General features: G+C 69.8%; 19 protein-coding genes, 5 tRNA genes and 1 riboswitch. Of the genes, 16 read left to right on the forward strand and 8 right to left on the reverse strand.

The features are described from left to right. Positions 1 to 66: 66 nt before the first annotated feature. The 4 genes from NOO62_RS19040 to NOO62_RS19055 all read right to left on the reverse strand — a co-directional run bounded on the left by NOO62_RS19040 (position 67) and on the right by NOO62_RS19055 (position 4,257). Entirely contained in the window at positions 67 to 1,134 is a 1,068-nt protein-coding gene (locus NOO62_RS19040; RefSeq protein ID WP_268772093.1) for a M23 family metallopeptidase, read from the reverse strand. A gap of 11 nt (positions 1,135 to 1,145) precedes the next feature. Beyond that, positions 1,146 to 1,309, reverse strand: a riboswitch (cyclic di-AMP (ydaO/yuaA leader). A 221-nt stretch (positions 1,310 to 1,530) separates the two neighbouring features. Beyond that, complete coding sequence (locus NOO62_RS19045; RefSeq protein WP_414930856.1) at positions 1,531 to 2,745, reverse strand: PP2C family protein-serine/threonine phosphatase; 1,215 nt, start codon at positions 2,743 to 2,745, stop codon at positions 1,531 to 1,533. A gap of 162 nt (positions 2,746 to 2,907) precedes the next feature. Continuing rightward, positions 2,908 to 2,981 (reverse strand) — tRNA-Met (locus NOO62_RS19050). A 46-nt stretch (positions 2,982 to 3,027) separates the two neighbouring features. Beyond that, on the reverse strand, positions 3,028 to 4,257 hold the full coding sequence (locus NOO62_RS19055; RefSeq protein WP_268772095.1) for an alginate lyase family protein: 1,230 nt from the start codon (positions 4,255 to 4,257) through the stop codon (positions 3,028 to 3,030). Between the two features lie 281 nt (positions 4,258 to 4,538). Between NOO62_RS19055 and NOO62_RS19060 the strand changes: the two genes are divergently transcribed. Together NOO62_RS19060 and NOO62_RS19065 are read left to right on the forward strand one after the other, a co-directional pair. Further along, the gene (locus tag NOO62_RS19060) at positions 4,539 to 5,084 is read left to right on the forward strand and encodes a YceI family protein (protein ID WP_268772096.1); all 546 of its coding nucleotides are present in this window, start codon (positions 4,539 to 4,541) and stop codon (positions 5,082 to 5,084) included. 293 nt (positions 5,085 to 5,377) lie between these two features. Then, on the forward strand, positions 5,378 to 5,989 hold the full coding sequence (locus tag NOO62_RS19065; protein WP_268772097.1) for a hypothetical protein: 612 nt from the start codon (positions 5,378 to 5,380) through the stop codon (positions 5,987 to 5,989). A 164-nt stretch (positions 5,990 to 6,153) separates the two neighbouring features. On the opposite strand, the gene NOO62_RS19070 is transcribed toward NOO62_RS19065, so the two are convergent. The 4 genes from NOO62_RS19070 to NOO62_RS19085 all read right to left on the reverse strand — a co-directional run bounded on the left by NOO62_RS19070 (position 6,154) and on the right by NOO62_RS19085 (position 9,936). Further along, positions 6,154 to 6,226, reverse strand: a tRNA-Lys gene (locus NOO62_RS19070). Between the two features lie 140 nt (positions 6,227 to 6,366). Beyond that, the gene (locus NOO62_RS19075) at positions 6,367 to 8,643 is read right to left on the reverse strand and encodes a DEAD/DEAH box helicase (RefSeq protein ID WP_268772098.1); all 2,277 of its coding nucleotides are present in this window, start codon (positions 8,641 to 8,643) and stop codon (positions 6,367 to 6,369) included. A gap of 263 nt (positions 8,644 to 8,906) precedes the next feature. Further along, entirely contained in the window at positions 8,907 to 9,452 is a 546-nt protein-coding gene (locus NOO62_RS19080) for a hypothetical protein (protein WP_268772099.1), read from the reverse strand. Between the two features lie 133 nt (positions 9,453 to 9,585). Then, positions 9,586 to 9,936, reverse strand: coding sequence for a metallopeptidase family protein (locus NOO62_RS19085; RefSeq protein WP_055569865.1), 351 nt, complete (start codon positions 9,934 to 9,936; stop codon positions 9,586 to 9,588). Positions 9,937 to 10,007: 71 nt separating this feature from the next. On the opposite strand from NOO62_RS19085, the gene NOO62_RS19090 reads away from it, so the two are divergent. The 14 genes from NOO62_RS19090 to NOO62_RS19155 all read left to right on the forward strand — a co-directional run bounded on the left by NOO62_RS19090 (position 10,008) and on the right by NOO62_RS19155 (position 23,005). After that, positions 10,008 to 11,594 carry a metallophosphoesterase family protein gene (locus tag NOO62_RS19090; RefSeq protein WP_268772100.1) on the forward strand — a complete coding sequence of 529 codons (1,587 nt, stop codon included), beginning with the start codon at positions 10,008 to 10,010 and terminating at the stop codon, positions 11,592 to 11,594. Positions 11,595 to 11,674: 80 nt separating this feature from the next. Further along, positions 11,675 to 11,747 (forward strand) — tRNA-Glu (locus NOO62_RS19095). A 37-nt stretch (positions 11,748 to 11,784) separates the two neighbouring features. Then, positions 11,785 to 11,859, forward strand: a tRNA-Asp gene (locus NOO62_RS19100). Positions 11,860 to 11,886: 27 nt separating this feature from the next. Further along, positions 11,887 to 11,963: transfer RNA gene (locus NOO62_RS19105), tRNA-Phe, on the forward strand. A gap of 208 nt (positions 11,964 to 12,171) precedes the next feature. Beyond that, positions 12,172 to 12,414, forward strand: a complete 243-nt coding sequence (locus tag NOO62_RS19110) for a phosphopantetheine-binding protein (protein ID WP_268772101.1) — start codon at positions 12,172 to 12,174, stop codon at positions 12,412 to 12,414. Then, positions 12,411 to 13,481: a DUF2332 domain-containing protein gene (locus NOO62_RS19115; protein WP_268772102.1), complete on the forward strand. Its 1,071-nt coding sequence runs from the start codon at positions 12,411 to 12,413 to the stop codon at positions 13,479 to 13,481. Before NOO62_RS19110 ends, NOO62_RS19115 begins: the two co-directional genes overlap by 4 nt. Beyond that, positions 13,478 to 14,965 carry a class I adenylate-forming enzyme family protein gene (locus NOO62_RS19120; protein ID WP_268772103.1) on the forward strand — a complete coding sequence of 496 codons (1,488 nt, stop codon included), beginning with the start codon at positions 13,478 to 13,480 and terminating at the stop codon, positions 14,963 to 14,965. Before NOO62_RS19115 ends, NOO62_RS19120 begins: the two co-directional genes overlap by 4 nt. A 2-nt stretch (positions 14,966 to 14,967) precedes the next feature. Then, positions 14,968 to 15,732 carry a phytanoyl-CoA dioxygenase family protein gene (locus NOO62_RS19125; RefSeq protein ID WP_268772104.1) on the forward strand — a complete coding sequence of 255 codons (765 nt, stop codon included), beginning with the start codon at positions 14,968 to 14,970 and terminating at the stop codon, positions 15,730 to 15,732. After that, positions 15,729 to 16,973 carry an MFS transporter gene (locus NOO62_RS19130; RefSeq protein WP_268772105.1) on the forward strand — a complete coding sequence of 415 codons (1,245 nt, stop codon included), beginning with the start codon at positions 15,729 to 15,731 and terminating at the stop codon, positions 16,971 to 16,973. Before NOO62_RS19125 ends, NOO62_RS19130 begins: the two co-directional genes overlap by 4 nt. A 41-nt stretch (positions 16,974 to 17,014) precedes the next feature. Then, positions 17,015 to 17,842, forward strand: a complete 828-nt coding sequence (locus NOO62_RS19135) for a hypothetical protein (RefSeq protein WP_268772106.1) — start codon at positions 17,015 to 17,017, stop codon at positions 17,840 to 17,842. A 49-nt stretch (positions 17,843 to 17,891) separates the two neighbouring features. Then, positions 17,892 to 19,493: a condensation domain-containing protein gene (locus tag NOO62_RS19140; protein ID WP_268772107.1), complete on the forward strand. Its 1,602-nt coding sequence runs from the start codon at positions 17,892 to 17,894 to the stop codon at positions 19,491 to 19,493. After that, positions 19,490 to 20,551: an NAD-dependent epimerase/dehydratase family protein gene (locus tag NOO62_RS19145; protein WP_268772108.1), complete on the forward strand. Its 1,062-nt coding sequence runs from the start codon at positions 19,490 to 19,492 to the stop codon at positions 20,549 to 20,551. Before NOO62_RS19140 ends, NOO62_RS19145 begins: the two co-directional genes overlap by 4 nt. Continuing rightward, positions 20,548 to 21,612 (forward strand): TauD/TfdA family dioxygenase, encoded by a 1,065-nt coding sequence (locus NOO62_RS19150; protein ID WP_268772109.1) that lies wholly within the window; start codon positions 20,548 to 20,550, stop codon positions 21,610 to 21,612. The genes NOO62_RS19145 and NOO62_RS19150 overlap by 4 nt, the downstream gene beginning before the upstream one ends. Continuing rightward, entirely contained in the window at positions 21,605 to 23,005 is a 1,401-nt protein-coding gene (locus NOO62_RS19155) for a hypothetical protein (protein ID WP_268772110.1), read from the forward strand. Before NOO62_RS19150 ends, NOO62_RS19155 begins: the two co-directional genes overlap by 8 nt. The last annotated feature ends 4 nt before the right edge of the window (positions 23,006 to 23,009 follow it).

Here is a 23,009-nt window from a genome sequence, read left to right on the forward strand (position 1 = left end):
CCGGAGACGGAATTCCGTGCAGGCCACATCGAACTCGCGGCCGGACCGAACCCCGCAAGAGCGCGATCAGGGATTGAGGCCCTTGCTCTGCAGCCACCCGAGCGGGTCGATCCCCGAGCCGCCCGGCGTGTGGACCTCCATGTGGAGGTGCGGCCCCGTGACGTTGCCGGTCGCGCCGACGCGGCCGATGACGTCACCCGTGGAGACCTTCTGGCCCGCGCTGACGTTGAGCGAGGACTGGTGGCAGTACCAGACCTCCGTGCCGTCCTCGAGTTCGAGCACGGTGCGGTAGCCGTACGCGCCCGCCCAGCCGGCCTCCTTGACGGTGCCGGTGTGCACGGCCTTCAGCGGGGTGCCCGTGGGCGCCGCGAAGTCCAGGCCGGTGTGGTGGCCGGAGGACCACATGGAGCCCGCGTCGCCGAAGTGCGAGGTGAGGGTGTACGAGGAGGTGGGGATGACGAAGCTCTTGGCGAGCTTGGCCAGGCGCGCGGCCTCGGCCTTCGCCTTCCGGGCCTCCTCCGCCTTCTTCTTCTTGGCGGCGGCCTCGGCGTCCGCCTCCTGCTCGGCGGCCTTCTGCTGCGCGGCCGCCTCTTCGGCGGCCTTCTTGACGGCGGCGTCCTCCGCCGCGGTCCGCACGGCGCTGTCCGCCTGGTTCTGCTGGTTCTCGGCCTGCTGCATGATGCGGGCGCGCAGGGCCTCGCCCGCGTCGGCGGTGCCCTGCTCCGCGTCGGCGGTGCTGACGCCCGCGGCGGTGAGGGGGGCCGAGGCGGCGACGGTGGTGTCCGCGGCGGCGTCGTCGGACATCAACGAGCCCACGCCCGGCAGCGACTCGGCCTCGGGCAGCGAGTCGGTGACCGCGCCCAGGTCGGGCATCGATATGGAGACCGGCGGCTTGCCGTCCTGCGCGGTGGCTATGCCGCCCGCGCCGACGGCGGCGATGACGCCCACGCCGAGCACGGTGGAGCTGCGGGCGAGTCCGCCGCCGCCCTTCTTGTGCACACGGTGCCTGCCGCGGACGGGACGGACGGACTCCTCGGTGGGGTTCCACTCTTCGAAGGAGCTCTCGTCGTACGAACCGAAGTCGTCGTCATTCGGAACGTACACGGCTTGGGGGGCAGGCCGGTTGGACGCCACTGGGGCGCACTCCTTTCCTTCCTTCTCGCCTACCGGGTTAGCTGACGGGTTCGGAGCAGGAAGGTCTCCTACGAACACCTGGCACGGGTGCACGAGTGCACGGATGCGCAGAGGCCCGATTCACCCCATGTTGGTGGTTCCCCGGCTCCCTTGCGGGATTAGGCGCGTGCGCGCGGAGCCGTCTCTAGTGACGGCTGGGACGACCGCGCTGCGTTATCGAACGTTAATAGACAGCGGGTCGGTATTCCAAGCTGTTCCGGTTGATCGTTAACGCTCATCGGGTGTACGTAACAGGACACGAAGGGGCGCAACGGGGCGAGTTGACCCCAGATCACTAAACACCGGAACTTCACATTCCCTTGACAGAGCGTCAGTTGTTATGCGGAGCGGTGCACTTCAATCACCGGCCGTGACACCCGGAGCTCCGGTCGTGCCGTCCGGTTCCCCCGCGGTGGGGCGCCGCACCGCGAGCAGCGCCATGTCGTCCGTCATGCCACCCCCGGTGTGCCGCCGCACCTCCCCCGCGAGCGCGGCAAGGAGCGCGTGCGGGCCGCTCCGGCCCGGGAAGATCCGCCCGCCGAGCCGGGCGGCGGGATCGTAGAACTCCCCCGCCGCGTTGCGCGCCTCCGAGAGGCCGTCCGTGTAGAAGAGCAGCAGCGCGCCGGGCGGGAGCTCCGTCTCGTCCGCGCGGTCCGGCCAGGCCCCGAGGTCGCCCATGCCGAGCGGCAGCGCGGGTTCGCTCGCCGACAGGACGCAGAGCCGCCCGTCGCCGCGCAGCAGCAGCGGCGGCGGGTGCCCGCGGTTCACCAGCCGTACGGCGCCCTCGCCGTGCCGGATCTCGGCGAGGACCGCGGTGGTGAACCCCTCGAACGCGTCAAGGCCGTCGCGCCGGGTGCCCTCGCGGGCGAGCGCCCGCTCCAGGCGCTGCGCGACCGCCTCCAGGGTGGCCTCCTGCTCGGCGGCCTCCCGGAAGGCGCCGATGACGACGGCGACGGCCGCGACGGCGCCCATGCCTTTTCCGCGTACGTCGCCGACGATGAGCCGTACGCCGTGCGGGGTGTCCTGTACGGCGTACAAATCACCCCCGATGAACGCGTCGGCCTGCGCCGCCTCGTACCGCGCCGCGAAGTCGAGCCCGCCGATCCGCGGATCCGGTTCGGGCAGCACGGCGCGCTGGGTGGCCTCGGAGATGGAGCGGGCGATGGCGAGCCGGTCGTTGCTGCGCCGCACGACACGGTTGATGACGATGGCGAGCGCGGCGACGGTCACCACGGTGACCACCTCGGTGACGGCCTCGACCTGGCTGCTGATGGTGCTGCCGTAGTGCAGGAAGAGGACGGCGGCGGTGGCGGCGACGCCGGTCAGGACGGTGCTGAGCCGCGAGTAGAAGGGGGCGGCGATGAGGGGTGCGGCGGTGAAGAGGGGGGACGCGGTGAACTCCGACGGGGTCGACGCGTCGTACACGACGCCGACGACGAGGAGCAGGAGCGGCAGGACCCGGACGAACGCCCGCTCGGGCCCGGTGGCCCCGCCGGCCCCCCTTTCGTCGGCTTCTCCTCGCTGCCCCACCGCTTGTCTCCCGCCGACTCCGCGCCCATCACCGCGCTGCATTCAGGGTTCCCGCAGCGGCGGGAGGGTGCGACTTGGTGTGGGCCGACCGGGTTACGGACGGGGAGCGGTCACGGCCGGGAAGCGGTCACGGACGGGGAGCGGTCACGGACGGAAAAACACCTGAGGCCGGGAAGCTGATGCTTCCCGGCCTCAGGCCTTCAGTAGCGGGGACAGGATTTGAACCTGCGACCTCTGGGTTATGAGCCCAGCGAGCTACCGAGCTGCTCCACCCCGCGTCGGTAAACACAACTCTACGCCATCCGAAGGGGTGCGTCGAACCACTTACGCGCTGTCGGCGTGCGTGAGGGTCTCCCAGGCGACGAAGAGGCCATCCGTCCCCTCGGGCCGCCGCTCCCGCGTGTACTTCTCGGTCTGCGGCATGTCCAGCTTCAGCCGTCCCCGCAGGTGGCTGAGGCCGACCTCCGTGTCGGGTCCCATGTCGCGCCGCACCCTGCCGCCGCACAGCCAGGCGGGCGCCGCCGCGCCCAGCTGGTACTTGGAGTGGAACTCGAAGGCCGCCCGGAGCCGGTCCCTGACCTCCCCGTACAGGTCGACGCCCTGGTGCCGGGCGGTCTCCGCCAGGTGCGAGGTGGCGGCGAGCGAGTAGCTTGCGTGCTTGAAGTTGCGGCACGTCTCCTGGGAGAGCCCGTCGGCGTACGTGCCCTGCCCGAACCAGTACTTCTTCAGCTCGGCGGCGGTGTCGATGCCGCTGCCCGCCGGGGAGACGGGCAGCTTCCCGTCGGACTCCAGGTAGAAGTACGCGGGCACGCGCGTCCTGAAGTGCTGCACGGCCTTCTCGAACGTGGCGTGGTCGTCGAGGAAGACGGCCATGCTCATGGTGGCGTCGGCCATGACCAGGTCCCAGTTGCCGTTGCGCGCGACGGCGCCGTCGCGGACCTGGGGCAGATAGGCGTTGCGCAGCATCCGCTCGAAGCGCAGGAGCTGCCCGTCGGGCCAGCCGTCGTACGTGTAGCGCACGGCTTCGGCGGCACGCGCCCAGGACGAGGCGGCCCAGGCGGTCTGCAGCCCCGCGTTGTCCTCGGTGTGCCGGGTGATGACCTTCGCCCAGGCGTCCATGATCTGTACGGCCTTCTCGGCGTGCGCGCGCTCACCGGTGACGTTCCAGAGCAGGGCGTGCGTGTACGCGGCCAGCGCGTCCTCACGCTCCTCGACGCACCCTCGTCCGGGCCGGGTGTCGGGCGGGCACTCCACGACGGCGTACGGCTTCGCGGTGTAGTCGTCGGCCGCGTACTTGCTGTGCCGCATCTGCTCGAACGCCGCGAACCACGGCTCCTCCCGCCCCCGCACCCGGGCCCGCGCCCGCTCCAGCTGCTCCTTGCCGACGAGCACACCGGGATGCGTGAACGCGAGATCGAGGGGCCGCGCGGCGGCGGTACGCGTACTCCCGTCACCGGAGCCGCCCCCGCCGCAGGCCGCGGCGAGGACGACGAGAAGCGGCGCCACGACCAGTACGAGAACGCGCTGTCGCCGCCGACGAACCACAACTGCCATGGCCGGACCTCCCGCCGCACCGCCGACCTGGGACGGCCACCGGCAGTCCAGCGTCACCCGCGCCGCCCGGCCGCGCACGGCCGGACTGGTCCGTTCGGGCGACGGAGCCCACGGCGATGACGGCCCGGCCCCTCGCCTCCGCACCCGGGTCGGGAGCACGCCCGCGCCAACGCCACTTGACTCAGGCTGGTTTGGCGCTGGAGCAGCCCGAACACCCCCGCCGTACGGCGGTATCGTCGTGAAACCCACGACGTCGCGACGGACTCCGGGAGTGACCAGCAATGTCAGCGATCACCGAGCTCAGCCAGCTGAGCGGCGAGTACGTCCTCGACACCGCCCGCACCCGCATCGGGTTCGTCGCCCGGCACGCGGTCGGACCCCAAGTGCGCGGCCACTTCGAGGAGTTCGAGGGAAGCGCGCATCTGGACGGGACCGACCCCGCCCGGTCCACCGTCCGGCTCACGATCCGATCGGAGAGCCTCCAGAGCCACAACAAGTTCCGCGACAACCCGGTGCGCGCCAAGTTCCTGGACACCGGGAACCACCCCGTCATCACCTTCACCTCGACCGAGGTGCGGCGCGTCGACGACACCCACTACAAGGTGACCGGCGACCTGACGATCCGCGGCACGACGAAGCCGCTCACCCTGGACGTCGAGTCGACGGGCGGCGAGAACGGCCCACAGGGCGATGTCACGGTCGTCTTCAAGGGCAGCGCCCTGATCGACCGCAAGGACTGGGGCGTCAAGGCCAACCCCGTGGACACGCTCTTCGTCGCCGCGCCGGTGACGCTGGAGTTCGAGGCCGCCGCGGTCCGCCGCGCCTGACGGCCGCCCCGACAGCACCGCCGCAAGGTCACACGCCGGACTTCGGCCGATCGATTCGAGACGCGGCCGAGTCGCGGTGGCTGGCCCCCGGCCGCCGCGGGCAGGATGGTCACAGGCGCACAGACGCCGGCTTCCCCAGACCCCGGAGGCGACCGTTGAGACCCGACGCCCGAGCGTGCCCGAAAGCGCCCGCCCGCCGTACCGCAACGCACCTCCAGGCACGTCCACGACGCCAGCGCCGCCATGTCACCGCGCAGTCGTAGCAGTCGTACGTGTGATCAGGAGGTACACCCATGGCTCAGGTGGTAACCGAGGACGAACAGGCCGCGCAGCGCCGAGTCGGTTCGGCGGTACGCAGCGACAGCGTGCTGACCGGAGGCGGTCTGGCGCTGTGGCGCGAGTACCGGCCCGGCCCGTGGACGCTGTCCGCGGCGGAGCTCTCCCGGGACCTGGACGTCCTCAAGGTGCCGCACACGATCGTGGTGGCGTTCCGCCCGCCGCGAGGCCGCGACGACGGCCCCCGCAAGGGCCAGGAGGTCCGCGTCCCCTTCCCCGACCTGCCCATGCTGGTCCGCTGGATGCCGCAGCTCCGGCAGCAGATCGACGAGATCCCCGACGCGCACTTCGGCTTCCCCTTCCCGTACTGCGAGGCGCGCCCCACCGGCATGGTGATGAAGCTCCTGCCGTCCCTCGCCGCGGAGTGGCCCACCTGGACGGCCGAACAGGCCGCGGCGATGGGGCTCCTGTGCGCCCGGTGCGGATTCGACCTGCGCACCTGCGGCGTCGAGCAGCGCTTGGCGTACAACATCGGCGGCGAACCCGGCCGGCCACGCCTGGAGTGCGGCCCGTGCTGCGGCGAAGACCGACCCGCCCCCGCCGGACCCGCCCACGACGACCTGCCTTGAACGCGCGAGGTGTGGGCAGCTTCCCTCCATGGCGGTAGACCGAGGCGCTCCGCCGTGAGAACGCACACCTGCACCGGCACGCCGCACAGCTCCGGCAGTCGCCGACCCGCCACGCCCAGCACGAAGCCCCCGGCCAGCCTGTGGCTGACCGGGGGCTTTCGCTGTAGACCGTGTGGGACTCGAACCCACAACCAATGGATTAAAAGTCCACTGCTCTGCCAATTGAGCTAACGGTCCGCGTCGGTGCACCCCCGAGCATAGCGGGACGGGCCTCGACATCCGATCGGGTATCGCTGTTTACGCCGAAGGGCCCGCCCGACTGGTGTGTCGGGCGGGCCCTTCGGTCACGCGGATCGTGCTGCCGGAACGGCTACCGGTCAGCCGTTGCGCTTCCAGCGCGGCTTGTCGTCACGGCGGCCGAACGAGCCCGTGCCGGAGCCGGAGCGGTCGTCGCGGCGGTTGTACGACGGACGGTCGTGGCCGCCGGGACGGTGGGCGCCACCGGCCGGACGGTCGTCGCGGCGGTCGCGGTTGAACGGACGGTCGCTGCCGCGGTGGCCGCCGGACGGGCGGTCGTCACGGCGGAAGCCGGTCGAGGGACGGTCGTCGCGGCGGAAGCCGCCACCACGGTTGTCGTCACGGCGGTCGTCGCGGCGGAAGCCGCCACGGTCGCCACCACGGCTGTCCTCGCGACGGTCGCGGTTGAAGCCACCGCCACGGTTGTCGTCACGACGGTCACGGTTGAAGCCGCCACCGCGGTTGTCGTCGCGGCGGAAGCCGCCACGGTCACCACCACGGCTGTCCTCGCGACGGTCGCGGTTGAAGCCACCGCCACGGTTGTCGTCACGGCGGTCACGGTTGAAGCCGCCACCGCGGTTGTCGTCACGACGGTCACGGTTGAAGCCGCCACCACGGTTGTCGTCGCGGCGGAAGCCGCCACGGTCGCCACCGCGGTCGTTGCGGCGGTCACGCTCGTAGTTGCCGCGCTCGTCGCGCTGCGGGCGACGGTTGTCGTACGAGGAGGAACGCTCGGCGGCGGGGGCCGGCTGCTCCGGCACCGACACGGCGGCCTCGACGACCGCTTCCGCGGCGGCGGCTGCCTCGGCGACCGCCACCTCCGGGTCGTCACCGCGCTCGCGGGCGGCACGCGCGGTGAGGCGGTCGGCCTCCTCGCGCAGCTCGGCGGCGCGGCGCGTGGCGCGCTCCAGGTCCTTGGTGAGGTCCTTGACCTCGCGCTCGGCCTGGGTCGCGGCGTTGCCCGCGGAGTCGGCCTGCACCTCGGTCATGGAGCGGGCGCCGGTGATCTCGGCGACCTCCGGGTCGAAGGTGCCGCCGCCGTTGATGATGTGGCGGGTGGCGTCGACGCCGGCGTCCTCCATGAGGCGGAAGATCTGGCGGCGCTGGTGCGGGAGCGAGAGCGATACGACCGTGCCGCTGCGGCCCGCGCGGGCCGTACGGCCGGAGCGGTGCAGGTAGTCCTTGTGGTCGCCGGCCGGGTCCACGTTCAGGACCAGGTCGATGCCGTCGACGTGGATGCCGCGGGCGGCGACGTCGGTGGCGACGAGGGCGTTGACGTAGCCCTTCTTGAAGTCCTCGAGGACGCGGGTGCGGGCACCCTGCGTCATGCCGCCGTGCAGCGCGTCGGCCTTCACACCGGAGTCGCAGAGCTGCTCGGCGATGCGGTCGGCGCCCAGCTGGGTGCGGACGAAGATGATCGTGCGGCCCTTGCGCGCGGCGATGGCGGCGGTGACCGGCGCCTTGTCGCGCGGCTTCACGATCAGGATGTGGTGCGTCATGGTCGTGACGTTGCCCTGGGCGCTGTCGACCTCGTGCGTCACCGGGTCGGTCAGGTAGCGCTTGACCAGCGTGGAGATCTCGTTCTCCATCGTGGCCGAGAACAGCATGCGCTGGCCGCCGGACGGGACCTGGTCGAGCAGCTCGGTGACCTCGGGCAGGAAGCCCAGGTCCGACATCTGGTCGGCCTCGTCGAGGACGGCGATCTGGGTGTTCTCCAGCGAGCAGGCGCCGCGGTTGATGATGTCGCGCAGGCGGCCCGGGGTGGCGACGAGGATGTCGACGCCGCGCTCCAGGGCGTAGATCTGGTTGCCCATCGACGTACCGCCGCAGACGACCTTCATCTTCAGGCCGAGCACATCGCCGTAGGGCTGGAGGGCGTCCGCGACCTGCATCGCGAGCTCACGGGTCGGCGTGAGGATGACGCCGCGGGGCTTCTTCTTCTCGGTGCGGCCCTCGGCGGCCAGCGTCGCCAGCATCGGCAGACCGAACGAGAGGGTCTTGCCGGAGCCGGTACGGCCGCGGCCGAGGATGTCCTTGCCGGCCAGGGCGTCCGGGATGGTCGCGGCCTGGATCGGGAAGGGGGTGGTCACACCGTTCTGCGCGAGCTTGCGGACGACACCCTCGGGCAGACCGAGGTCCGCGAAGGTGAGCTCGGGCTCGGCGTCGGCGTCGGCGTCGGCTTCGGCCTGGGGGGCGTCGGCCTGGGAGGCGTCGGCCTGGGGGGCTTCGGCCTCGGTGACGTCCTGGACCTGGACGGGCTCGACGATGTCGGCGACGGCCTCTACGGCGACGTTCTCGACGGACTCGACGATCTCGTTCTCGGGCAGGACGGCGTGGTCAGAACTGGAAATGGACATGCGAAATGCGAAACCTTCCGGAGTCTCGGCACGCGCCCGTCAACTCCGTGATTTCGCAATGGACCGCCTCTATGCGGTCAGCCACGGCAAGGGAGAGTACGCGCCACGCGGCGCTCTTCTGTGTCGGCGCCGGGCAAATGGGATCAAACGATCTACCACCATACGCACCCCCCACCCCTGATGGCAAACCGCCCCCTCTCAGGGGTACCCGGGAGGGGTGTCCGGGGGCGGGTGCCGAGGGGGTGCGGAGGGGTCTCCACCAGCTAATAAGGGCCCACCTGGGGCGACGGCTCGCGCCCCACGATCTCCGCGTTGCGCCGCTGCAGCTGCGGGTCCTGCCCCGACCCCTCCGACGACGACGGCTCGGGAGTCGTCGGATCCGGCGTCGGGGTCGGTGTGGGCTTCGGCGGGTCCGGCGGCGCGGTCGTCCGCGTCGGCGTGGGCTTCGGCCGCGTCGGGGTCGGCCTGCCGGGACCGCCGGGCTTCGCGGGCTTCCCGGGCTCCGTCGCCGCCGAGGACTCCGAGGGCTCTGCGGCACCCCGCTCGGCGCCGCCCCCGTGGGCCGACCGGCCCTTGCCCTGCTTCTTGCCCTTGCCGCTGCCGCCGCCCCGCCCGCGCCCGTCCTCCTCGTCGACGTCACCGCCTTGCGTCACGGGACCGCCGTCGGGTGCGGCCGCACCGCCGTGCCGGCCCGCGGAACGGTCCGGCGCCGGGCCGTTCCCGTCGTCACCGATGCTCATGCAGCCCGCGGTCGCCGCTACGGCCACCGCGACCGCGGCCCAACGGACGGGAACGTACAACTGGCGCACGGCCGAGCACCTCCTGAGGCGCTGAGTGTCGAGACGCCCTGCCCAACTCCCCCGGCCCGCAAGAGGACACGGACGGCGCGCGCCGGAGCCCCGCCCCGCACCGCGCCCCGCGCCCCCGGTCGTACGCCTGCGCTCACCCGTACCCCAGCGCGTGCAGCCGCTCGTCGTCGATCCCGAAATGGTGGGCGACCTCGTGCACCACCGTGATCTCCGTCTCGGCGACGACGTCCTCGCGCGACTCGCACATGCGCAGCGTCGGCCCCCGGTAGATGGTGATGCGGTCCGGCAGCACCCCGGCGTACCACTCGCCCCGGTCGGTCAGCGGCGTCCCCTCGTACAGCCCGAGCAACTCGGGATCCTCGGCCGGCGGCTCGTCCTCGACGAACACCGCCACGTTGTCCATCAGCCGGGTCAACTCCGGCGGAATCCGGTCGAGCGCCTCGCCGACCAGTTCCTCGAACTCCTCGCGCGTCATCTCCAGCACACCCCCATTGTCGGCCACGCCCCTCGTCCCGTCCCGGCATACCGACCGCTCCAATTGGGCATACGGGACCAATGGCCCGCGACTTCACCGTCGTACCCCAGGGCGTACGCAGGGCGGGCCGCGCCCTCGTAGGCCACTACCGCGCTCGCCGCACCCACCCCGTCAACGAGCTGGTCAGCCCGCCCCACCCGTACGCACGCGCCCTCGGCCTGATCACGGTCGTCCTGCTCGGCGCCTGGCTCGGGCTCCTCATCGTCGGCAGCGTGCGCGCGCCCGTCGGCCCGATGGACACCCGCATGACCCTGCGCCCCTCCGTCTCCGGCGGCACGAAGATCAACGTCTCGCCGCTCGGCGCCCTGGAACTCCGCTCCCACACGGCCCCCATCCGCCTGGACGTCGACGTGGACCGCCTGGACCCGGTGCGCTCCCAGGCCCTGGTCGACCACCCCGAGCGGCTCTCCGGCCTCCAGGACGAGGTGGCGCGCGACGTCGGCCACGGCACGCTCGACCTCGCCGTGCGCTCCTGCGTCGCCGTCGTCTCCGGCGCGACCGCGCTGGGCCTCGCCGTCTACCGCCGCCCGCGCCGCGCCCTGGCCGCCGGCGGCCTCGCACTCGCCCTCCTCGGGGCGTCCGGCACGGCCGCGTACGCCACCTGGAACCCGAAGTCCGTCCTGGAGCCGAAGTTCTCGGGACTGCTCAGCAGCGCCCCCTCCGTCGTCGGTGACGCCCGCAGCATCGTCAGCGAATTCGACGTCTACCAGCAGGAGTTGGCGCGTCTGGTCACCAACGTCACCAAGCTCTACGACGTGACGTCCACCCTCCCCGCGTACCGGCCCGACCCCACCACGATGCGCGTCCTGCACGTCTCGGACATCCATCTGAACCCGGCGAGCTGGAAGATCATTTCTTCCCTGGTCACCCAGTACGGCATCGACGTCATCGTCGACTCGGGCGACACCATGGACCACGGCTCGGCCACCGAGAACGGCTTCCTGGATCCGATCGCGGACCTCGGCGCGCCCTACGTGTGGGTGCGCGGCAACCACGACTCGCACACCACCCAGCGCTACCTGGAGCGCTTCAAGAACGTCCACGTCCTCGACGACGGCAGGGCCGAGACCGTCGCGGGCCTGCGCTTCGCCGGCGTCGGCGACCCGCAGTACACGCCGGACCGCTCGGAGAAGGCGGGCGGCGACGCGGTCGAGCACCTCGCGGGCATACGGCTCGCGTCCGCCCTGCGCGCCGAGCGGGCGGCGGGCACCCCGGTCGACGTGGCCGTCGCCCACAACCCGACGGCGGCGCGCGAGACGGACGGCGAGGTGCCGCTCGTCCTCGCGGGGCACATCCACCGCCAGGAGATGGAGGTCATGGAGAAGGGCACCCGGCTGCGTGTCGAGGGGTCGACGGGCGGCAGCGGGCTGCGCGCGGTCGACGACGAGCACCCCGACCCGGTCGAGGCGTCGGTCCTCTACCTGGACCGTACGACCAAACGGCTGCAGGCCTGGGACGAGATCAGGCTGGGCGGCCTCGGCCTGACGAAGGCGGAGGTCAGCCGCCATCTCCCCAAGGAGAACCGCCCCGGCGCACCCCTCGCCCCGACCTCCCCCACCCCCTCATCCGACCGGTCCGCGCAGGGCCCGTCCCCGGGGCCCGGATAAGCGTTTTGGCGTTACCTCCCCGCATCCCATATGCTTCTCACGTCCCCGACGCGCTGCAAAGCGCCCAGGCGGGCCTCTTAGCCCTCATCGTCTAGTGGCCCAGGACGCCGCCCTTTCAAGGCGGTAGCACGGGTTCGAATCCCGTTGGGGGCACGCAACACCATGTGCAGTGCGCGTTTCTGCACATCATGGTCCTGTGGAGCAGTTTGGAGTGCTCGCCACCCTGTCAAGGTGGAGGCCGCGGGTTCAAATCCCGTCAGGACCGCTTGCAGATCACTTCGGTGAGCTGCGTGGCTGGGTAGCTCAGTTGGTACGAGCGATCGCCTGAAAAGCGATAGGTCGCCGGTTCGATCCCGGCCCCAGCCACCAGAGTAGGAAAGTCCCGGACGGCATGCCGTCCGGGACTTTTTCGTTGCGCGCTCCACCCCGGCCGCGCGCCAGGTCCGCCACCCTCCCCGAACCGCGTGCTAACGATCATTCAACGGTCATGCGCGCCGTCGGTACCGTGCAGCAGCCGGTGAGTACTCCGTACCGTCCCTGAGGCCGGTAGGCAGCTGACGCGGGGAGGAGAACGACGATGGATGAAGAGACGTTCTACGAGGAGAGCAAGAAGTATCTACGCGAGATTCTGGGCGAGGCCGACCTGGAGCTCGCCTCGGACACCGAACTTCTGGACTCCGGCCTGCTCGACTCACTGTCGACACTGGAGTTCTTCTTCTTCATAGAGGAAGTCAGAGGCGCGCCGATTGATCCGGAGGAGGCCAGTCCGGAGTCGATCTCCACGCTGCGCAACGCGTACAAGCTGGTGCAGTCGGCATGACACTCACCGTGGAGCAGGTGCACGCGGGCTGGGCCTGGCAGCGGGAGATCTGCAGGCAGGCCGGGTCGGTCGGCTACGTCGGAATGATCACCGCGGTGATGGACCAGCTCGGTCGCGACCCTCGGCTCACCGAGCTGCTCACCTCGGACACGCACGACCCCGTCCAGTCCGCCCAATGCCTCAGGCTGCTGGGCGCGGTCAACCGGGTGGCCCTGGCGGAGAACGCCTCCTGGATCACGGACTACTACCCGGTCTACGGCGGGCAGTGCGATGTCGATCGGCTCGTTCCGGCGTTCCTGGCCTTCCTCCAGGACCGGTTGCCGGCGGTGCGGCGGGAGATGTCCGCCAGTGTGCAGACCAATGAGGTGGGGCGGGCGGCTCCGCTGTCCGCCGCGATCAACTACGTGGCCGAGGCGACAGGAATGCCGGTCCGGCTGCTCGAGGTCGGTGCCAGCGCCGGGCTCAACCTCCTCATCGACCGGTACTTCGTCGCCGCGGGCGACCGGAGCTGGGGGCCCCCGCGCTCGGCCTTGCGGCTGACCGGGCAGTTCAAGGAGGGCGATCCGCCGGCCGGAGCCCCGGAGGTCGTCGAACGCCGAGGCTGCGACCTCAACCCGATCGACGCGCGGGACCCGAGGTGCATGAACCTCCTGAGGTCGTTCGTGTGGCCGGAGCACGTCGAGCGCATGACCCGGCTCAACGCGGCGCTCGACATCGCACGATCCGCCCCCGCCGTCCCGATCGATGCGGACGAGGCCTGCTCGTGGGCCTCTCGGCAGCTCGCCACCCGACCGGCGGGCCAGGCCACCGTGCTCTACCACTCCATGGTCCTCACGTACTTCGACGACGCCGAACGCGCCAAGTTCGCGGACGTCGTCCGCGCCCACGGCGCCGGTACCCCCGCCGACCGGCCGCTGGCCTGGATCTCCATGGAGCCGAGCGAGGACGACTCGGCCGTGGTCGAGGTGAGCTGCGAGCTGTGGCCCGACGGGCGGCGCCTCCTGCTCGCCCGGTGCACACCGCACGGCGGCAAGGTGCGGTGGGCCCCGGCGGAGCTCCCGGCATGAGTGCGGACACCCTGCTGGGGGTCTACGAACGTCAGGCGGCGAGTACGCCGGACGGCGAGGCGCTCGTCTACGCCCGCGCTCCCTACGAAGGGACCACGCTGACCTGGCGTGAGCTGCTGGAGCGCGGCCGGGAGCTCGCATCGAAGCTGCGGGCGGCCGGACTCGGGCCGGGCGGCCGCTGCGCCGTGGTCATGATCGACCACCCGGACGTTCTTCCCGGTGTGCTCGCCGTCTGGCAGGTGGGCGGCGTGCCGGTCCTCCTGGACAGCCAATGGGGGCGCGCCACCACACGCTCGGTGCTGCGACTGAGTGCCGTGGAGACGATCTTCGACGCGGCCCGTGGTACCTGCGAGAGAGCTCCGGCCGTCGGTGCGGATCCGCCACCGTTACCGGGGGACACCGCGCTGCTCAGCTACACCTCGGGCTCCACCAGTGACCCGAGGGGAGTGGTGCTGTCGCACGGTCAGCTGCTCCATGCCTATCGGTCCGGCGGTGCCGCGCTGACCGCGCTCCTGGGGCAGGAACGCCGCCGCTTCGGCGTCACCATGCGTCTGTCAGGTCTTGGCATCCTCGGTATGAACTACCTGTGGCCCGCCGTCATGGGAATACCGGTCACGGTCCTTCCCGAGCTCTCCCTCGCCTCGGCGAAAGGCTATTGGGCGAGGCTCAGAGAACATGACGTCGACGTCACCTACCTGGTCCCGCCGCTCGTCGATCTCCTCACCAAGATGTCGGTGGATCCCGGAGCCGGACAGGGGGACACCATCGCCTGTCTGTCGGGCGGCGCACCCCTCTTCGAGCAGTCGCAGCGGGCCGTCCAGCAGAACTGCCGGGCCGTACTCCTGAATGTCTACGGCCTCACCGAAGTCTCCTTCGCCGCCTTCTTCGGCGACATCGGACCTGACGGTCTTGCGACCCATTCCATAGGCCGGCCCGCGACCGTGGAAGCGAGACTGCGGTCGGCGGACGGCAGCATCGTCGTCGGCCCGGGCGAAGGCGAACTCGAACTGCACGGGCCTGCGGTGAGCCACGGCTATTACGCGAACGACGCCGCGAACAAGGAACTGTTCCGGGAGGGCTGGGTCAGAACCGGCGACCTTGCCAGCAGGGACGCGAGCGGCCGCTACCGGATCACCGGTCGGCACAAGGACGTGGTGCTCAGAGGGGCATTCACCGTCTACCTGCACGAGATCGAAGAGGCGGCCAACGGGCATCCCGGGGTACTGGAGGCGGCGGCCGTCCGACTTCAGCTGCCCGCCGGTGAGGATGTGGGGCTGCTCGTGCGAATGGCACCAGGACCGGATGCGGAAACCACGACCGCAGACCTACGTAAACACCTCTCTCTGGAGTTGGGGCACCAGCGGACACCGCGCCGCATCGTCAAAACGACGGAACCACTTCCCCGACTGGCACAGCACAAGATCGACCGTCGCGCCGCCCACGCGCGATGGCATGCGCTGAACACGCCTGACGCCAAGGAGTGAACATGACCGCAACAAGCTTCGACCTGGACTGGGCCAAGTTCCGACGGAACGGCTTCCTCGAACTCGGACCCCGCCTGAGTGACAGTGACCGGCTGGCCGTACTCGAGCACTTCGACAAACTGGACGCGTCGGACCGGATTCCGCCGGGCTACCAGGCGCAGTACGACGAGCAGGGCGAAACACGCAGGTTGCGCAAACTGCGTCGGCTCCTGTGGAACGACAAGAAGCTCTTCGCGCCGATCCTCCACCGGATGGGGGCGCTCGACCTGGCGGAAACGCTCATAGGTCCGAGTGCCGTGGTGATCCTCCACGCGGCCTTCCTCAAGCCGGCCCGCATCGGCACCCACGTCGCGCCTCATCAGGATCAAGCCCTGTGGGACCGCCACCTCCCCGGCTCGTTCAACATGTGGTGCGCCCTGACCGACGTGTCGCCTGCCAACGGCGGCCTGCACGGCTATCCGGGCTCGCATGTCCACGGCGTGATCGAACACCGCGACGACCCCGATCACCCGTGGCACGAGACCCTGAGTTACAAGGTGCCCGAACTCGCCGAGCGGCACGACTTCCTGCTCAAGCCCGGCGATGCCGCGATGTGGGAATCCACCTTCGTGCACGGAAGTGAACCGAACACGTCCGACGAGGACCGCAGGGGCATGGTCGTCGTCTTCGCGGACAGCGCCGCGGCGAATTTCCGTGAGCGTGACGTCATGACGCTCGACCAGGTACGTTCCCTCGCCGCAGCTGGAGCCACGACGGAGTCCAGGTGACCGACGACGGGGTCCAGGTCGCGGAGCGGAACGCCGATCCCACGCTCTGGGTTCGGGACTTCCGGCTCTTCTTCACGGCCAGGACCACGTCGCTGCTGGGAGACGCGGCACTCCCGGTCGCGATCACCGCCGCCATGCTGGAGGCGGGCTACGGCATCTCGGGCGTGGGATACGGGCTGGCGGCGCATCTGGCGCCGTTCGCGGGATTCATGGTCTTCGGCGGGGTGCTGTCGGACCGGCTCGGCGCGCGGCGACTGATGATCTTCGCGGACTTCGTGCGCCTGGCCGTCCAACTCGTCCTGGCAGGCCTGCTGCTGGCCGGGCCCCCGCCGCTCTGGGTGATCCTCGCCCTGCTGGCCATGCTCGGCACCGGCGGTGCGCTGTTCCAGCCGGGCGTGGCCAGCGTGACCCCCAGGCTCGCGTCCGACGTGCAGCGAGCCAACGCGGTCCTGCGCATCGCGGAGTCGTCCACCGTCGTCTTCGGTCCGGCGGTCGCCGGTGGGCTGCTGGCGCTGATGGAACCCGCCGCCGTGATCGCCTTCGATGCCCTGACGTTCGGGGCCAGCGGCTGCTGCCTGCTGCTGCTGCGCTTGGCGCCCCTGCCCGCGCGTGATGGACCGAAGACCTCGCTGCGCGGCGATCTCTTCGTGGGCTGGCGCGAGTTCGTGGCGCGGCGGTGGCTGTGGCAGGTCGTAGCGGTCTGGATGCTGTTCCAGCTGGGCTCCTGGGGGCCGACCCTGACCCTCACCAACGGCCTCCTGGTCGACCGGCTCGGCGCTTCGACCTTCGGCCTGGTCATGTCCGCCATGGGCCTCGGCAGCGTCCTGGGTGGGGTGCTCGCGATCAAACTGCGTCCGATGCGACCGCTTCGTGCGGCCACCGTCGCGATGTTCTTCTACGTGCTGATTCCACTGAGTTCGTCATTCGACCACCTGTCGGCTCCGATGCTCGGCGCCTGCTATTGCGTCGGCGGGGCGAGCATGGCGTTCTGGGGCGTCATGTTCCACACCAGCGTGCAGACGCATGTACCGGTCCAGTTCCTTGGTCGAGTGCACGCGTATGACGCGGCAGGCTCGCTGATGATGAAGCCGGTGGGGCAGGCGCTCGCCGGGCCCATGGCCGGAGTCATAGGCGCTGTTCAGCTACTCCATTTCGCGACCGGAATCGGCATCGTGGTCTGTCTCATTCTGCTGTCGCTGCCCGCGGTCCGTAATCTCTCCCGGAACGAGTGTGTGGGATAAACATGCGCATTGACATCGCCAGCAGGGCTTCCCTCGGAGCCGTGCAGAACGAGGATTTCGCCGCTGCCGCGCTGCCGGCCATGGGACGCGGTGGCGTAGCCGTCGTACTCGATGGCGTCAGCGCGCCCGTCGCCCCTGGAACGGGGTGTTCACACGGCACGCCATGGTTCACCACCGCGGTCGGCGGAAGCCTGCTGGAGCTCGCCGCCAGGATGGACCGGCCCTTCGCCCAGTGTCTGGCCGACGCGATCTCCAGGACGACCGAGCAGCACTCCGGAGTATGCGATCTGGGGCATCCGCGCACCCCGCAGGCGACGCTGGCGGCGGTCCGCTGGGACGTGGACCACCTCGAGTACCTGGTTCTCGGCGACAGCGAGGCGATGCTGGAGACCGCGGTGGCGGCCACGGCGGAGGTGCACTTCCTCCGCGACACTCGCGTGGAGGACGTCAGGGAACGGCCGGACATGCGGGCCTGGCGGGCCCGGCTCGATGCCCTTCCCATCGGGTCCGAGGAGTGGGAGCGCACCACCAAGGAGTATCAGGAATTCGGTGACGCCTTCCGGAATTCCAAGGAGGGCTTCTTTACGGTGGCCGCCGACCCTGATGTGGCCGCGGAGGCAGTGAGCGGACGCTTTGCGATGACCGAGGTCGCCGGTGCGGCGCTGCTGACTGACGGCGTGACACAACTTACCGACATATTCGGCCACTGCGACCGCCACGCAATCTACCGATCGCTCAGAACGACCGGTTGCCAGGAGGCCATCGACAAGACCAGGGCATTGGAGCTGGCCGATGAGTCAGCTACCAGATTTCCCCGCAGGAAGGCCTCGGACGATGCGACCGCAGTCCTGATCGAGTTCTCTGCGTAACCGCCGTTTCGCCGAGTGGCCGCCGTACTGCAGGAAAGTTGGATGAGACATGAAGGAAGACGACAACCTGCTGGAACTCAATCCATCCCAGCTGCGGAACCACCGCAATTGGACTGACGCCGAGCTGCCGGAAAGAGTCCAGACGCTCGTCCTCTCGCCGGTCGAGGACATCTCCCTGGACGCCGCGACACAGGCACTGAGCGAACTGATCAGCGCGCACGAGGGACTCCGCAGCCGCCTGTGCCACGACGACCACGGAATCCCGCGGCAGCGGGTGGTGTCAGCGGATGAGGCACTCGCCGACATCCACGACAGCATCGAGACGCGGCCCTACGAGCCCGGCGAGAACCTCTGGGGCACGGTTCCGGTCCAGCCACGGGAGTCGTCCGTCAAAGCGGTGTTCTACCTCGAGCGGGACCGCGTAGCGGCGATCAAACTGAGCCTTTCGCATGTCTTCGTCGATTCGCTCGGCAAGCAGGCGGTGACCGCGCACCTGGCCGAGCTGCTGCGGAGGAGCGGCAGCGCCGCGCCCGGCATCACACCGCAGGCGAGCACCTATGCGAAGGGCAACGAGCACCCGGACGTCCAGGAGAGCACCGCGTACTGGAAATCGGTGCTCGCGAACGCCCCGCGGTCGTGCACGTACGGCGCGGGGGAGCGGCCGGAGACCGAGCAGGCTCAGGTGAGTCAGGTGCCGTTGGGCCGGGACACCTCGGACCGCCTGGTGGCGACCTTCCGCAGGTTGCGCGTGTCTCCGCAGACCGCGTGGGTGGCCGCGCTCAGCACGGTGGTCAGCCTGTTGTCGGGCCAGCATCGCCACACGTTCAAGACCACCCACGGCAATCGTGCGCTGCCGGCGGACTTCCGGGCGGTCGCGCAGATCGCCCAGCCCTTCTTCTGCGTCGTGGACGGGGACCGCGAGGACACTCTCCGCAGGAGAGTGGAGAAGTCGGGCGAGGTGCTCGACGCAGCCGCCGGAAAGACCATGTACGACGCGAACGCACTCCTTGACTGGCTCAATTCCGAGGAGCGCTCCAGCGGCTCGGTGTTCCAGCCCGCCTTCGAAGTGAACTACGTACCGACGATCCGTCGCGCACACGCGTCGTTTCTCTACGGCCCCGCTCCGGAGCAGCTGCGGAACGTGACGATGCGATACGACCCGGCCGCGGGCAAGCCGGATCTGGCCCTCACCATTCGCCACTTGCCGGAGCCGCTCCTCCTGCTCACCGTGCGCGGCCCGCTGTGTGCGGAGCGGGATGCGCGGAAACTCCTCGACCACGGACTCACGTTCCTCGACGCGCTGGCCGAACATCCCGACCTGCCCATCTCAGAGTTGGGGATTCCGGAACTCGGCGCGCGGGGCTCGCTGCTGTACGGGCACCGGAGCGGGGTCGCCATCGATCCGGAAATGGTCAGGCGGCTGGTGCTTTCCGCACCCGGCGTCACGAGTTGCGAACTGACTCCCCGGCACATGGAAGACGGCTCGATCGAGCTGCACGCGCGGCTGACGACGCGCGGTGTGCCGGACGAGAAGGAACTGCGGGCACAGTTGCGCCGAGCGCAGCCCTGGTACGCGGGTTCCATTGTTCCTGACGTGCTTGTCATCGAGCCGGACGGCGAGGGAGCCGGAGAATCCAAGGAGGGCGCGTGAGACGAAGGGTTCTGATTACCGGAGGCTGCGGGTACGTCGGATCCGCCCTGGTGCAAAGGCTGGTTCGAGACGGGGGATATCACGTCACCGTTCTCGACAACGGACTGGTTCCGGGCCGGCGCATGGAGGGAGGCCCCGTCGACTACGTCGAAGGCGATGTGCGTGACACCGCCGATTGGTCGGCGCTGCTGAAGAACGTGGACTCTGTGGTCCATCTGGCAGCAGTCGTGGGCGATCCGGCCAGCAGCATCGATACCCAGTTGACCTGGGAGGTCAACTACCTGGCCACCGTGCGGCTGGTCACGGAGTGCCGCAAGGCCGGGGTGGCCCGCTTCGTCTTCTCCTCGACGTGCAGCAACTACGGCGTCGTCGACGATGTGGCGGACGTGGACTCGCCTCTGCAACCGCACTCGGATTACGCGCAATCCAAGGTCCGCGCCGAACACCATCTCCTGGTGAGCCAGGATGTCGGATTCACGCCCGTCATTGTGCGGCTCGCCACGCTGTACGGGTTGGCGCCTCGTATGAGATTCGACCTCGCTGTGAACGTGATGACGGCGAACGCGGTCCGCAACGGCAAGATCGAAGTCCACGGCGGAAAGCAATGGCGGCCGTTCCTCCACGTCAACGACGCGGCGAAAGCACTGCAACTGGCGGTGGAAGCAGGTGCCACACCTCCCGTACCGCAGGTGTACAACTGCGGTTCCAACGCGGACTGCTATCAGCTCGGTGACATAGGACGGCAGATCGCGGCGGAAGTGCCGGGTTCCGAACTCGTCACGCTGGACGCCGTCACCGACGTACGTGATTACCGGGTCAGCTTCGACCGAATGGAGAAGCGCATCGGGTTTCACGCGGACCTGAGGGTCGTCGACGGCATCAGAGAGATAAGAGACGCACTGACCGCGGGCGAGTACGCCGACTACACCCATGAGCGCTACAGCGACCACCTGTCCGTCGCCGCGTCCGTCCAGCGCGGTGATCCGGCTGGACAGTGCCGGTCCGGCCGGCGGCATCCGGACGTCACGACTGATTGCCGTGCGGGAAGTGGCGTATGACCGGGATACGCACCGCACCGACAGCGGTAGCGGGAGACTGGCTCGGAGCGGACCTGTCCGCCGACCCCGAACAGTGGCGCCTCCCCGTTCCGCGGCAGGTCGCAGACGAACTGCTCGTGCTGGCCCGTGATTCCCTCGACAAGGCGGCGGAGAAGTTCCCCGACGCACCGCTTCCCGGGGCCGGGCCCGCGACGCGTGCCCTGGCCGGACAGGTACACCGGCGTCTCGCCGGTTTCCCCGGCTTCGTCCAGCTCACCGGTTTCCCGGTGAATGCCGACTTCGAACTGGTGGAAGCGGCGTACTCGCTGTTCGGCAGGTTGATCGGCCCGCCCGTTTCCCAGACACGCGCGGGAAACCTCATCGCCCGGGTCGAGGATCAGGGGGCGAAGATCGCGGTTCCCACCCAGCGCGGCCACCACAGTTCCAGCGCCCTCGCCTTTCACGCCGACCGTACGGACGTCATCGGACTGCTGTGCATCCGTGCCGCGGCCGAGGGCGGACACAGCCAACTGGTGTCGAGCAAGGCCCTCCACAACCTCGCACTGCGCGAACGTCCCGATCTCCTCGCGGTGTTGTACGAGCCGTTTCCGCACGACCAGCGGGGCGAGGCCCCTCCCGGCCGTCCCGGCTGGTGTGAACTCCCGGTGTTCAGCCGGTTCGCGGGGGATTTCGCGGCCCGCTACGTACGGCGCTTCGTCGAGGGTTCCCAGCGTCATGCGCGGGCACCGCGGCTGACCGCCGAGCAGGTCGCCGCCATGGATTTCATGGACGAGCTGCTCCACCGGCACGGAGTGGCGCTGCAGATGGAACTGCAGCCGGGCGACATCCAATGGATCAACAATTTCCACATCCTGCACTCCAGGAGCGCGTTCCGTGACGCCGCCGGTCCTGACGGAGGCAGGTTGCTTCTGCGGTTGTGGCTCTCTTTCGCAGGCAGTCCTGCCCTGCCGCCCGAATACGCCGACATGTACGGCAGTACGGAGGGCGGCGCGTACCGGGGCGGGGTGTGCGCGACGGGTGCTGGTCCGACTTGGGCAACGGAGAGGGGCGACCATGAATGACCGGCCGGTGCGCATCATCGACGCCACGCTGCGCGAAGGAATGCAGGCTGCCAACGGCGCCTTCACCACGGAACAGAGCGTGGAAGTGGCGCGCTGTCTCATAGCGTGCGGCGTCGACACGGTGGAATGCGGGCACCCCGCGATCGGCCACCATGAGCAGCTTCGGGTGGCAGCGGTAGTGGAAGCCTGTGGCGCGGTGCCTGTTCTCGCACACGCCAGGGCCAACAACAACGATGTCGACGCGGTGGCCAAGACCGGCGCCGACTGGGTGGGCATCTTCCTCGGGGTCAACGAGATCTCGCTCAACAGCAGGCTCCCCGGCTGCAGCAGAGACGACGTGCACCGCAAGATCGACGAGTCCGTCGGATACGCACGTCAATTGGGCCTGCAAGTGCGCTTCACCGTCGAGGACAGCAGCCGTACCGACATCGACCTCCTGGTGGAGACGTACACCAGAGCGATCAGAGCGGGCGCCGGCCGGATCGGCATCGCCGACACCGTGGGGGTGCTGGAACCGGGGAAGACGGGCGAGCTCGTGCGGAGGCTGGTGTCGAGCGGCCTCGACGCCGATATCGAGGTGCACCTGCACGACGACCGAGGTCTCGCCCTGGCCAACGCACTCGCAGCCATCGACGCCGGGGCCACCTGGGTTTCCACCTCGGTCAACGGGCTCGGAGAGCGGGCCGGAATCGTCGATCTGGGCGCGCTGCTCGCCAACCTGGACCACCGGGGCACCCGCACGTGTGCGGACGGCCGGCGGCTGCGCGACCTCAGCCGCCGCGTCGGCGCCTACTCCCGGTCGGCGCCGGACGACCGGCGGCCCGTCGTGGGCAAGAACGTCTTCCGCCACGTGTCCAGGCTCCACCTCATGGCGGTGGACCGCGATCCCGCCTCCTACGAGTGGATCGCCCCTGAACTCTTCGGGGCCGAACGGGTCATCGGCGGTGAGGGGCCGCCGAGGACTCCGGCCGAGTGGATCGTCAAGCCGCCGGTCGTGTCCGCGACGGAACTGCGTCACCACCGCGCAGGGCCCGGCGACCGGTTCGTCCTGGTGGACGACAGGTTCGTCGCAGGCGCAGGCCAGTACTGCATCGCCCGCCGCATCCCCGAACTCGCCAGCTACGGCACCGGGCACGTCGACGGCCATGTGCACCACTGCGACAGCCTGTTCGTCTTCCTCGGCACCCAGGAGAACTACCAGGGGCTCGAAGTGGACGTACACCTGGGTGAGGAGACGTTTCGGGTGCTCAGTCCGGCCTCGGTGTTCATCCCCGCGGGGGTGCGGCACAGCTACCAGGTGGTCGCCGGTTCCGGCACCTACCTCAACCATGTGCTGGCCGGTGACTACAACAGCAGTCTGCTCGATCCGCCGGTCTTCGAAAGCCGGGCCTGACCGT

It is taken from the genome of Streptomyces sp. Je 1-369, assembly GCF_026810505.1.
Lineage (GTDB): Bacteria > Actinomycetota > Actinomycetes > Streptomycetales > Streptomycetaceae > Streptomyces.

Coding starts and splice junctions, on each gene's coding strand:
- NOO62_RS19045 (WP_414930856.1), bottom strand. CDS start 2,745: ATGCAGCGCGGTGATGGGCGCGGAGTCGGCGGGAGACAAGCGGTGGGG.
- NOO62_RS19055 (WP_268772095.1), bottom strand. CDS start 4,257: ATGGCAGTTGTGGTTCGTCGGCGGCGACAGCGCGTTCTCGTACTGGTC.
- NOO62_RS19060 (WP_268772096.1), top strand. CDS start 4,539: ATGTCAGCGATCACCGAGCTCAGCCAGCTGAGCGGCGAGTACGTCCTC.
- NOO62_RS19065 (WP_268772097.1), top strand. CDS start 5,378: ATGGCTCAGGTGGTAACCGAGGACGAACAGGCCGCGCAGCGCCGAGTC.
- NOO62_RS19075 (WP_268772098.1), bottom strand. CDS start 8,643: ATGTCCATTTCCAGTTCTGACCACGCCGTCCTGCCCGAGAACGAGATC.
- NOO62_RS19090 (WP_268772100.1), top strand. CDS start 10,008: ATGGCCCGCGACTTCACCGTCGTACCCCAGGGCGTACGCAGGGCGGGC.
- NOO62_RS19110 (WP_268772101.1), top strand. CDS start 12,172: ATGGATGAAGAGACGTTCTACGAGGAGAGCAAGAAGTATCTACGCGAG.
- NOO62_RS19115 (WP_268772102.1), top strand. CDS start 12,411: ATGACACTCACCGTGGAGCAGGTGCACGCGGGCTGGGCCTGGCAGCGG.
- NOO62_RS19120 (WP_268772103.1), top strand. CDS start 13,478: ATGAGTGCGGACACCCTGCTGGGGGTCTACGAACGTCAGGCGGCGAGT.
- NOO62_RS19125 (WP_268772104.1), top strand. CDS start 14,968: ATGACCGCAACAAGCTTCGACCTGGACTGGGCCAAGTTCCGACGGAAC.
- NOO62_RS19140 (WP_268772107.1), top strand. CDS start 17,892: ATGAAGGAAGACGACAACCTGCTGGAACTCAATCCATCCCAGCTGCGG.
- NOO62_RS19150 (WP_268772109.1), top strand. CDS start 20,548: ATGACCGGGATACGCACCGCACCGACAGCGGTAGCGGGAGACTGGCTC.
- NOO62_RS19155 (WP_268772110.1), top strand. CDS start 21,605: ATGAATGACCGGCCGGTGCGCATCATCGACGCCACGCTGCGCGAAGGA.